General features: G+C 37.8%; 10 protein-coding genes. 5 read left to right on the top strand and 5 right to left on the bottom strand.

The features are described from left to right. The first annotated feature begins 71 nt into the window (after nt 1-71). From B0A80_RS03045 to B0A80_RS03035, 3 genes are all read left to right on the top strand, one after another. The gene (locus tag B0A80_RS03045) at nt 72-2,288 is read left to right on the top strand and encodes a glycoside hydrolase family 3 C-terminal domain-containing protein (protein WP_089076375.1); all 2,217 of its coding nucleotides are present in this window, start codon (nt 72-74) and stop codon (nt 2,286-2,288) included. A gap of 290 nt (nt 2,289-2,578) precedes the next feature. Next, entirely contained in the window at nt 2,579-3,229 is a 651-nt protein-coding gene (locus B0A80_RS03040; protein WP_070908481.1) for a DUF1349 domain-containing protein, read from the top strand. Nucleotides 3,230-3,456: 227 nt separating this feature from the next. After that, on the top strand, nt 3,457-4,593 hold the full coding sequence (locus B0A80_RS03035) for an acyltransferase family protein (protein WP_089076374.1): 1,137 nt from the start codon (nt 3,457-3,459) through the stop codon (nt 4,591-4,593). A 231-nt stretch (nt 4,594-4,824) separates the two neighbouring features. Here the strand turns inward: B0A80_RS03035 and B0A80_RS03030 are convergent, their stop codons facing one another. Both B0A80_RS03030 and B0A80_RS03025 read right to left on the bottom strand, forming a co-directional pair. Beyond that, nucleotides 4,825-5,931 (bottom strand): NADH:flavin oxidoreductase, encoded by a 1,107-nt coding sequence (locus B0A80_RS03030; protein WP_089076373.1) that lies wholly within the window; start codon nt 5,929-5,931, stop codon nt 4,825-4,827. Nucleotides 5,932-5,937: 6 nt separating this feature from the next. Then, the gene (locus B0A80_RS03025; RefSeq protein ID WP_017497055.1) at nt 5,938-6,240 is read right to left on the bottom strand and encodes an ArsR/SmtB family transcription factor; all 303 of its coding nucleotides are present in this window, start codon (nt 6,238-6,240) and stop codon (nt 5,938-5,940) included. Nucleotides 6,241-6,469: 229 nt separating this feature from the next. On the opposite strand from B0A80_RS03025, the gene B0A80_RS03020 reads away from it, so the two are divergent. Continuing rightward, nucleotides 6,470-6,964 carry a TlpA family protein disulfide reductase gene (locus tag B0A80_RS03020; protein ID WP_089076376.1) on the top strand — a complete coding sequence of 165 codons (495 nt, stop codon included), beginning with the start codon at nt 6,470-6,472 and terminating at the stop codon, nt 6,962-6,964. Between the two features lie 69 nt (nt 6,965-7,033). Continuing rightward, entirely contained in the window at nt 7,034-7,513 is a 480-nt protein-coding gene (locus B0A80_RS03015) for a hypothetical protein (protein WP_089076372.1), read from the top strand. 397 nt (nt 7,514-7,910) lie between these two features. Here B0A80_RS03015 and B0A80_RS03010 read toward each other — a convergent pair whose 3' ends face one another. From B0A80_RS03010 to B0A80_RS03000, 3 genes are all read right to left on the bottom strand, one after another. After that, the gene (locus B0A80_RS03010) at nt 7,911-8,294 is read right to left on the bottom strand and encodes a hypothetical protein (protein ID WP_089076371.1); all 384 of its coding nucleotides are present in this window, start codon (nt 8,292-8,294) and stop codon (nt 7,911-7,913) included. A gap of 145 nt (nt 8,295-8,439) precedes the next feature. Continuing rightward, complete coding sequence (locus B0A80_RS03005) at nt 8,440-9,990, bottom strand: DHA2 family efflux MFS transporter permease subunit (RefSeq protein WP_089076370.1); 1,551 nt, start codon at nt 9,988-9,990, stop codon at nt 8,440-8,442. A gap of 65 nt (nt 9,991-10,055) precedes the next feature. After that, the gene (locus B0A80_RS03000; protein ID WP_089076369.1) at nt 10,056-10,646 is read right to left on the bottom strand and encodes a TetR/AcrR family transcriptional regulator; all 591 of its coding nucleotides are present in this window, start codon (nt 10,644-10,646) and stop codon (nt 10,056-10,058) included. Nucleotides 10,647-10,734: the final 88 nt, after the last annotated feature.

Genomic DNA, 10,734 nt, shown 5'->3' with positions numbered 1-10,734 from the left:
TATTCTTAAAAAGAGATACTGCTTATACTTTCTTCCCATTGTAAATTAAATGCTTTAATAAATTAATAGTTATGTTTAAAAATGTTAAAACAATTGTTGTTTTACTACTGTTGAGTGCTGTCGGTGCGAGTGCACAGCATAAAATTCCGGTTTATTTAGACGATAAAAAATCGATTAATGAACGCGTAGAAGATGCCCTTGCAAGAATGACAACCGATGAGAAAATTGCCATGATACATGCGCAGTCAAAATTCAGCTCACCGGGTGTACCGCGTTTGGGTATTCCGGAAAACTGGATGACCGACGGACCACACGGAATTCGTACCGAAGTTTTATGGGACGAATGGGATCAGGCAGGATGGACTAATGATTCCTGTATTGCTTTTCCGGCTTTAACCGCACTTTCTGCTACCTGGAACAAAGAATTATCGTCTCTATACGGTAAATCTATAGGTGAAGAAGCACGTTACCGTAATAAAAATGTATTATTAGGACCCGGAGTTAACATTTACAGATCACCTTTAAACGGTCGTAATTTTGAATACATGGGAGAAGATCCTTTCCTGACTTCCAAAATGGTGGTTCCTTATATCAAAGGGGTACAGGCAAATGGAGTAGCTGCCTGCGTTAAACATTTCGCTTTAAACAATCAGGAAATAGGACGTAATACCGTTAATGTAATCGTTGATGACCGTGCTTTATATGAAATTTATTTACCGGCTTTTAAAGCTGCTGTTCAGGAAGGAGATGCCTGGGCAATTATGGGAGCATATAATAAATACAAAGGGCAACACTGCTGTCATAATGAGTTTTTACTGAATGATATTCTGCGCGGAGAATGGGGCTTTAAAGGAGTTGTAGTGTCAGACTGGGGAGGCGTTCATGACACCAAACAGGCCATCTACAATGGATTGGATATGGAGTTCGGTTCCTGGACAAACGGACTTTCATGGGGAACCAGTAATGCTTATGATAATTACTTCTTGGCCAAACCCTATTCAACTATGATTGCAAAAGGCGAGGTAGAGACAAAAGAACTAGACGAAAAGGTACGTCGTATTTTACGTCTGTCATTCTTAACGACGATGAATAAAAACAGACCTTTCGGTTCTTTTGGAACAGAAGAACACGCCAAAGCAGGTTTGAAAATCGCTGAGGAAGGAATTGTGCTGCTTCAAAACAACAATAACATTTTGCCAATTAATCTTTCTAAAACAAAGAAAATTGCGGTTATTGGAGAAAATGCCATCAAAATGATGACTGTTGGAGGAGGAAGTTCTTCATTGAAAGCGAGATACGAAATTACGCCACTTGAAGGATTAAAGAAAAGAATTGGAAATCAGGCCGAAATTACTTACGCCCGTGGGTACGTGGGAGATCCGACAAGTAACTATAACGGAGTGGTGGCCAAAGTAAGTCTGGAAGACAAACGTTCTGCTGCCGAGTTAACTGCTGAGGCTGTAAAAGTAGCGGCAGCCGCAGATGTTGTTTTATTTATCGGAGGTACAAATAAAAGTGATAAACAAGACGCTGAAGGTTTTGATCGGCTGGATTTAGGTCTTTCGTATGGTCAGGATCAGTTGATAGCAGAATTGGTCAAAGTAAATAAAAATATCGTTTTTGTGAATATTTCAGGAAATGCAGTGGCAATGCCATGGGTTAAAGACGTTCCGGGAATTGTACAAGGCTGGTTTTTAGGCACAGAAGCAGGAAATGCTTTAGCAGCTGTTTTAGTAGGAGATGTGAACCCTTCAGGGAAGCTGTCGTTTACTTTTCCTGTGAAATTATCAGATAACGGAGCCCATGCATTAGGTGAATTTCCGGGCGGAGATGACGTTACATACAAAGAAAGCATTTTTGTAGGTTACCGTTGGGCTGACAAGCAAAAAGCAAAGCCATTGTTCTCTTTTGGTCATGGTTTGAGCTATACGACTTTTCAATATGGAAAAGTAACAGCCGACAAAAAACAAATGGGAGCGGGCGATCAGATCACTTTTTCTGTAAAGGTAAAGAATACGGGAACACGAGAAGGTTCAGAAGTCGTTCAGCTTTACATTAGTGATTTAAAATCTTCATTACCGCGTCCCGTTAAGGAATTAAAAGGCTTCGAGAAGGTTTCGCTTCAGCCGGGAGAAGAAAAAACAGTGACTTTTACCATCGATAAAACAGCACTTAGCTTTTTTGATGATAAAAAACACGACTGGGTTGCTGAACCGGGAGCTTTTGAAGCCATCATTGGAGCATCTTCTACAGCTATAAAATCTAAAGTGAGTTTCTCACTTCAATAATTTCATGTTTCTAAAAATGGTTGGTTGTAAAGCTGCAAGTGTAAAAACTTGTGGCTTTACTTTTATGAACTCTGTTTGGGGAAATTGCCAAAAAAATAACACATAGAAACATAGATTTTAACTGTAAGAAGAGAAAAAAAACAGGAACATATTTCTTTTGCATAAAAAAAACTACATGCATTTAAAGGAAGGGAAACGCCTTTTTTTAGATAAAGAAGCGATGTCACTATGTGCTAAAAATGAATTATACCAATACGTTAAATAAAAAGTCTATTATTTAAAATGCTACTATGAAAAAAGTCATACTCGGTGTCATCACCTTATTTTTAACACAAAGTCTTTCGGCACAAAGCCTGAACAAAATGCAATGGTTTAACGAACCTGAAAAATGGGAAATTAAAAACAATGCTTTGATCATGAATGTGACAGCGAATAGTGATTATTGGCGCATTTCGCATTATGGTTTTACTGTAGACGACGCACCGTTTTATTATGCTACTTACGGCGGAGAGTTTGAAGCCAAAGTAAAGTTAACCGGCAATTATATCGCCCGTTTTGACCAAATGGGACTTATGCTTCGTATTGATGAGAAAAATTACATTAAAACCGGAGTTGAATTTGTGGATGGAAAATTTAATATAAGTACCGTTGTCACACACGATAAAAGTGACTGGAGTGTAACCACTTTAGAGAAAGCACCACCATTTGTATGGATAAAAGTGGTAAGAAGACTGGATGCCGTTGAAGTCTTCTTTTCGTATGATGATAAAAACTATATTTTGACCCGAAATGCACCTTTGCAAGACAATACACCGGTCATGGTAGGCCTGATGGCTGCATCACCGGACGGTAAAGGCTTTGAAGCCAAATTCGAAAATTTTAAAGTAACTCATTTACCGGATCAACGCAGACTCGAATGGCTTAAAAAACACCAGGAATAGTAACGCTAAAAGCCAATTTTCTGAGAATTCAAATTCCAAATTTCAGCTGGAAATGAATGAAGAAAGGATTTTTCTTACCCTATTAGGATTTACTGTAATTATTGTAACAAATAACCATTCTTTCTTTAAGATTACAAGCTTCAATCCGCCAGCCTGTTAGGGAAATATCGCTATTTTAGCTTCCACCAAAAAATTAATCTAACCTTTTAACAACCAAAAACTATTTTATGAATTCAAGTTCAATGGAAATTAAACCCAAAAAACATTATGAAATTTTAGACGGCTTACGTGGGGTAGCCGCAATTTTAGTCGTTATCTTTCATGCTCTGGAAGCCTTTAATGAAGGAAGCCGATTTAAACAGCTTATGAATCATGGTTATCTGGCTGTCGATTTCTTTTTTCTTTTGTCAGGATTCGTGGTAGCGTATGCCTACGACGATCGCTGGGAGAAAATGTCACAATGGGAATTTTACAAACGACGTTTAATCCGTTTACAGCCCATGGTTATTATGGGGATGGTCATTGGAGCGTCGCTTTATTATCTTCAGGCTTCGAATGTTGCTTTCCCACAAATTGCTACAATGCCTGTGTGGAAACTAATTTTAGTGATGTTGGCCGGTTTTGTACTAATACCGCTTCCGCCTTCAATGGAAATTAGAGGCTGGGGAGAAACGTTTCCGCTTAACGGACCGGCATGGTCCCTTTTTTTCGAATACATTGCTAATATTCTGTATGCGTTGTTCTTTCGTAAATTTTCAAATAAAGTCTTAGGGCTTCTGGTATTGATTTTCGCGGGAATGCTTGTTCAATATACTGTTTTTGGTCCAAAAGGAGATGTTATTGGAGGTTGGTCACTAACGATGCAGGAATTGTATGTTGGATTTACCCGTTTATTGTATCCATTCTTTGCCGGAGTTTTACTCTCCCGTTTAGGAAAACTCATTCACATCAAAGGCGCTTTTTGGGTTTGCAGCATTCTTATAATCGTTATTTTCAGCATCCCGAGATTGGGTGATGAAAACAGTTTGTGGATGAACGGTTTGTATGAATCCATCGCCATTATACTGCTGTTTCCTTTAATTGTAGCTATTGGAGCAGGAGGAGAGATCAAAAATCCGCTTTCATTAAAAATATGCAAGGCTTTGGGAGATATTTCATACCCAATTTATATTATACATTATCCGTTAATTTATTGTTATATGGCGTGGGTATTCGAAAACAAAGTACCGTTAAAGGATGGTTACGGAATCGGAATAGGTATTGTAATTTCGAGTATTGTAATCGCTTACCTGTGCCTGAAGTTTTATGATGAGCCTGTTCGTAACTGGTTTCAGAATAAATTTCAAAAAAGAAAAGTTTCTTAAAAAAGGGGCTAAGGTACAAAGGTTCAAAGAGACAGAGGTAAAACCTTAGCTGCTTTGAGTCTATGTCGCTTTGAACCTAAAAAAAGGGATGAAAACAGTATTGTTTTCGTCCCTTTTTTGATTTATGAGAGTTCTTGAAAAAAGGTTCAGAGTTGCAAAGTCGCAAAGGTTTAAAGGGAGAAAGCCTTTGTTTCTCAGAATCTTAGAATCTTAGAGTCTTAGTACCTAAAATTATTCTAAAATCAATTGTCCTAATGCTTCTTTGCTAAAGCCTTTTAATTGATCCGTATGACCTGCTTTGATTTTGGCCACCCAGTTAGGATCAGATAAAAGAGGTCTTCCCACGGCAACTAAATCAAAATCGCCTCTGTCGAAACGTCTGTTTAGTTCCTCTAAGGAAGTTGGCTCAGAACTTTCTCCTGCAAAAGCGCCAAAGAAATCGCTTGAAAGCCCAACAGAACCTACCGTGATAGTTGGTGCTCCGGTAACTTTTTTAGCCCAGCCTGCGAAATTCAAATCAGATTCTTCAAATTCAGGCTCCCAGAAACGACGCTGAGAACAGTGTAAAATATCAACTCCGGCATCAACGATAGGACTTAACCAGGCTTCTAATTCCTGCGGGTTTTTAGCCAGTTTATAATTGTAATCAGAAGGTTTAAACTGAGAAAATCTCATAATCACTGCAAAATCGTTACCGACTTGTCTTCTGATTTCTTTTACGACTTCAATAGCAAAACGGCTGCGTTCCGGTAATGTTTTTCCACCGTAAAGATCCGTACGCAAATTAGTTTCGGCTCTAAAGAACTGGTCAATTAGATAACCGTGCGCACCGTGAATTTCGATCGTATCAAATCCTAGTCTTTTAGCATCGGCGGCTGCTTTTCCAAAAGCGATAATAGTATTTTCAACGTCTTTCTCTGACATGGTATTTCCATTACTAAAATCAGGTCGGTTTAAGCCTGACGGTCCTTCAAAAGGCACTGGTGGAACCCATCCTGAATGATGATTGTCCATAATTCCCATATGCCAGATTTGCGGGCCCATTTGACCTCCGGCGGTATGAACCTCTTCAATTACTTTTTTCCATCCGTTTAAGGCTTCATTGCCATAAAAATGAGGAACATTAGCATCGTTTGAAGAGGAAGGTCTGTCGATAACAGTTCCTTCAGATAATATTAAACCAACTTCACCTTCAGCTCTTTTTTGATAGTAAGAAGCTACTTCGTCAGTTGGAACTCCGTTTGGAGAAAAGGAGCGCGTCATAGGCGCCATTACGATTCGGTTTTTAAGATTTAACGTTTTTAAGTTAAATGGCGAAAACAGGTTGTTTGTACTCATAGTAATTTACAAATTAGATTGAATTAATTTACTGAGTGCTTCAAAGGCACCTTCGTTGCGTTTATAATAAGTCCATTGTCCAACACGTTTGGATTCGATAAATCCTGCGCGTTGTAAAATAGACAGGTATTCTGAGACTGTCGATTGGGTAAGACCTGCTTTGGCTTGTATCTGACCCACACAAACCCCATGCTCAAATCCCGAGTGCTGGAGCTGATCCGGGAAGTTGATTTCGGGTTCTTTTAACCATTCCAGCATTTGTAATCTGGATTTGTTGGCTAATGCTTTAAAGATTTCTATAGATTCCATAGTGCAAATATATCGACTTTTCCCGATATATCAATTTAAAGAAAGTTATTTAGTATAATTTTAAGAGTAGGGATGCAATTTGCGTGAGAAGTATTTATATTTGTTTCCACTTGAAAACAGTGCTTTTCTGACGATAGAATTGCAGAATTTGTAAAGGACAATACCTTGTGATTACTAGTTTTTTGAAAGAGCTGTCAAGAAAATAACCCCAAATTTATTCATGAAGATTATGAAAAAAACACTACTTATTTTAAGTTTCCTATGCTGTGTCGTCACGAGTTCGAAAGCACAGGTGGTAGGAACCGACATTGGCGACATTGCTCCCGAAATTGATTTACCGGATACAAAAGGGAATAATATTGTGCTTTCTTCCTTAAGAGGAGAGCTTGTTTTAGTTGACTTTTGGGCATCGTGGTGCGGTCCCTGCATAAAAGAACAGCCCGAATTGATAAAACTGTACAACACTTATTCCGGTAAGTTTTCTATTTACAGTGTTTCAATGGATACGAAAAAAGCTCTTTGGACCGGAGCCATTGCAAAACAAAAACTGCCATGGACTCAGGTAAGCGACTTAAAATATTGGAATTCTCCGGTTATTGGCGATTACATGCTTCAATCAGTGCCTTTAAATTTTCTGATTGATAAAAATGGAATTATACTGGCAAAAAACATTCATGGAAACGCATTGAATGAAATGTTGAAAAGCTTACTTACGGCTCAGTAAAAGTAGAAACTTTGAGAATAGTATTGTTTTGAGAAAGAATGTAGGTAAGAAGAATATAAAACGGATGGAATGGAATCAAAATTAAGTATAGCTGAATTTAGGGCAAGATTAAAAAACAATACTGAAATTGGTTCTTTGAAAATAAAATTCAGCCACTTGAGAATATTTCCGAGATTTGGTGAATTAAAGCCTTTTTACGGTCTTTTTGATGATAAAAGTTTTCGTTTGACCATAAATTCGGCAACATCTCCCACCTGTTTTATTGTAAAAGGAAGCTATAAAAATGTTGATAACAGACTTAAAGTAAATTATACGATTGAACCCAATAGTAAAATTCAATTGTTTTGGGTGAAATATTCACCTGTAGTGGCTATAATTGCAATCAACCTGTTTTTTGTTGTATTTGCGAGAGGACTCAGGAGAGCTTCTACCATTGTGAATTTGTTTTTACTTATTACCATTTTCTATTCCAGATGGAAAGAAGAAAGAAGGCGTAAGAAATTAGAGAAAAAGTTCCTCAGGATTTTTGAAATTAAAAGAGACTGGTGATAGAATTAATCAAGAACAAAAGTTAGGAAGAAAGGGTTGAAAGCCCAAAAGAAACAGCATCGTGCGCAGCATTATGAATTGGATTAAGGCGCAGAATTGCCCTGAAAGGGCAAGAGCAAACTATATATTATAATTTTCAATAAAGAACAAACCGCTCTTTTATAAAATATAATTCAAAATGATATAAGACCAACTTTTTGCGTGTAAGCTTATGCCCTTTCAGGGCGTAACCGATATTTGTTATCGTTATTGATGGTGCTGCACACGATCCTGTTGCTAGAGCTCTTTCAGAGCAATATTTCCAAAACAGATAGAACTTTAAAAATAAAACCTTTGTCAATTCTGTGTTTTGACAAAGGTTTTATTATTTAGATGATGGCCTGAAGCTGAAATGAACTTAATTCAATCTGTCCGCATGATTTCGAACACCGCCAAAGTTGTTTTTTAGAAATTCTCTAATTTGAAATTGTGTTTTATTCTGAGTGACTTTTTTCCATTCATTGAAATCAAAAACATGAATTTCAGTTGCATTCGGATTGGTGACAAAAGCGAGTCTTGCAATAGAATATTTGTAATACTTTAGTTCATGGGAAATATGTCGGTCCGGCACAACGATAAGAATGGTCTCCCATTCCAGATAATTTTTAGGAACATCTGCTCTTTCATTTAATCCAAGGGCTTCAAAAAAGGCAATGATCTTTTGATCATTAAGCTTGTCGATTTTCTGATCAACTCGTTTAATGGTGCTAATAAGTTTATTTTCATCTTTAATAACACTCATAACTAATAGCTGTTTTTTGTTTTTAGGTTAATTTCAATATAAAATTACGCCAAAACAAAGTGAATTGTTAAAAGAGAGGCAATAGAATGATTCTAAATTTTATAGAAAGAGATTACAGGCTTGTTTATCAGAAAGAAAGCGCCCCTTAGTGATCGGAGAGCATAAGATCGGTTTTTCTTTTTTTTGATTTATTCATTACGAACAAAAGCAAGGGTAAGGTTACCAAAAAGAACAATCCAACAAGGAAAAAAGCATCTCTATAGCTTAATAAAGAAGATTGTCTTAAAACAACATTTTCCATAAGTCGGAGTGCTTTAAACTTAGCTTCATTATAAGCAAAACCTTTGCTTTGAAAATACCTGATGTAGGCATTTATCCGGTCCATTGCGATATCGTTGTCTGGGGTAACAGTCGAAATTAGTTCGTTTCGGTGTGCTGCAAATCGATGAGCTACATAAGTATTGATAATCGAAACGCCAAAAGAACCGCCCAATTGCCGCATCATATTATTCAAAGCGGCGCCCTGACCAACATCCTTATCTTCTAAAGAGGAGACGGCCAGCATGGTAAGCGGAACAGTAAGCAGAGCCATTCCTAATGCACGAAAAATCAAAGAAGTTGCCACTTCCGCAGCACTGGTGTTTAAAGTCATTCCGGACATTCTCCAATTAAAATAAATAAACAAAAGAAATCCGGCTGCGATAATAAGTACCGGTGAAACGCCTTTTTGAAGTAAGGTTCCGCACATTTTTAAAGCCAGTAATGCAAACAGCGCCCCGGGTAACAAAAGCAATCCGGTTTGATAAGGCGAAAAGCTTAATAAACGCTGTGCAACAACCGGACTAATGTAGATGGAAATAAACATGCCAAATCCGGTTACAAAAGTTAAGACTGCAGCAATACTTAAAGATTTGCTTTTGAGTACCCGAAGATTTACGACAGGCTTTTCGATCGTAAGTTCCCAATAGATAAACAGGAGCAGGGTTGTCACGGCAATAAAGGTAAGCACAACAATATAGCGGGTTTCAAACCAGTCTTCAACTTCGCCTCTTTCGAGAACCGTTTGCAAGGTACCAACTCCTATGGCCAGTAAAGTAATACCAGTCCAGTCGACCTTAGTGATTTCAGGTTTTACAAGAGGTTCCTGTAGTAGGAAGTAACAGGAAATCATGACGAGAATTCCAATCGGAACATTGATGAGGAATATCCAGGGCCAATCGTAATTTTCGGTAATATAACCACCCAGAGTAGGGCCAATAGTGGGGCCAATGAAGATTCCGGCTCCAAATATAGCTCCGGCTGTAGATTGTTTGTCTTTTGGGAAAAGTTCGAAAACCACAACTTGTGAGATGGATAACAAGGCACCGCCACCAATTCCCTGAAAGAATCTGAAAAAAACGAGCATCCAAATGTTAGACGAATGCCCGCACATAAAAGAGCAGAACGTAAACAAAACAACAGAACCAATATAATAATTGCGCCGCCCTAGATTGGCGCTTAGAAAGCTCGTAATAGGTATTATAATCACATTGGCAATGGCATATGCCGTAATCACCCATGAGGTATCTTCAAGCGTAGCGCCCAGATTTCCGCTCATGTGGGAAAGCGCGACATTTACAATCGATATGTCTATCAGTTCCATAATGGCGGCTAATATGACAGTCAGAATAAGTAGTTTTCGGTTTAATGGTGTCATAGATAAATATTTTATACCGATCGGTATATTTTTAGTTAAAAAAAAGGACTGTTGTTTTATTGATTTTACTCTAAGTCATCAATTATCTTTTTCAGTGAAAGCATAATAGTGGATAAATTAGACAGGTCGCCCGTTATTTTAGAAATCATGACAGCACCCTCGATAATAGCGATGATGGTTAGAGCGGTTTTTTCCGGATTTATAGATTCCCCTTTAAATTCTCCCGCAGCGATGCCTTGCTCAATAAAATAAACCAGTTTTTCTTTCCAGGCCAGAATGATGCTTTCGACCTTTTTTCTGAGTACCGGATGGGTATCGTCTGCTTCGGTGGCGGTATTGATAATAGGGCATCCACCCTGAGTGATTCTTAGTTCGTAATAATTAGAGTAGAGTCTTGGATAAACCAATAATTTGCCTTTAAACGTAGTTTGTTTGTCGATTTCTCGCGTAAAAGCATTCTGAAGTTTTTTTACATTGAATTTAAAAGCCGCCAAGGCTACTTCGTCTTTGTTTTCAAAGTTACCGTAAATACTTCCTTTTGTAAGGCCTGTCGCTTCGGTGATATCACTCATAGAAGTTCCGCTGTACCCTTTCATATTGAAAATAGGAGCGGTTTTCTCTATAATAAATTGCTTGGTTTTTTCGGCTTTACTCATGGTATTAGAAAATTTAAAACACAAATATATACCGATCGGTATAAAATAACAAGTTTTTTGAAAAAAAAACACAAAGACTGGGATGAAT

This window comes from Flavobacterium tructae, assembly GCF_002217475.1.
Taxonomy (GTDB): domain Bacteria; phylum Bacteroidota; class Bacteroidia; order Flavobacteriales; family Flavobacteriaceae; genus Flavobacterium; species Flavobacterium tructae.
This window is presented reverse-complemented; position numbering and strand designations above follow the sequence as displayed.

Coding starts and splice junctions, on each gene's coding strand:
- B0A80_RS03045 (WP_089076375.1), top strand. CDS start 72: ATGTTTAAAAATGTTAAAACAATTGTTGTTTTACTACTGTTGAGTGCT.
- B0A80_RS03010 (WP_089076371.1), bottom strand. CDS start 8,294: ATGAGTGTTATTAAAGATGAAAATAAACTTATTAGCACCATTAAACGA.
- B0A80_RS03040 (WP_070908481.1), top strand. CDS start 2,579: ATGAAAAAAGTCATACTCGGTGTCATCACCTTATTTTTAACACAAAGT.
- B0A80_RS03015 (WP_089076372.1), top strand. CDS start 7,034: ATGGAATCAAAATTAAGTATAGCTGAATTTAGGGCAAGATTAAAAAAC.
- B0A80_RS03025 (WP_017497055.1), bottom strand. CDS start 6,240: ATGGAATCTATAGAAATCTTTAAAGCATTAGCCAACAAATCCAGATTA.
- B0A80_RS03020 (WP_089076376.1), top strand. CDS start 6,470: ATGAAAAAAACACTACTTATTTTAAGTTTCCTATGCTGTGTCGTCACG.
- B0A80_RS03000 (WP_089076369.1), bottom strand. CDS start 10,646: ATGAGTAAAGCCGAAAAAACCAAGCAATTTATTATAGAGAAAACCGCT.
- B0A80_RS03005 (WP_089076370.1), bottom strand. CDS start 9,990: ATGACACCATTAAACCGAAAACTACTTATTCTGACTGTCATATTAGCC.
- B0A80_RS03030 (WP_089076373.1), bottom strand. CDS start 5,931: ATGAGTACAAACAACCTGTTTTCGCCATTTAACTTAAAAACGTTAAAT.
- B0A80_RS03035 (WP_089076374.1), top strand. CDS start 3,457: ATGAATTCAAGTTCAATGGAAATTAAACCCAAAAAACATTATGAAATT.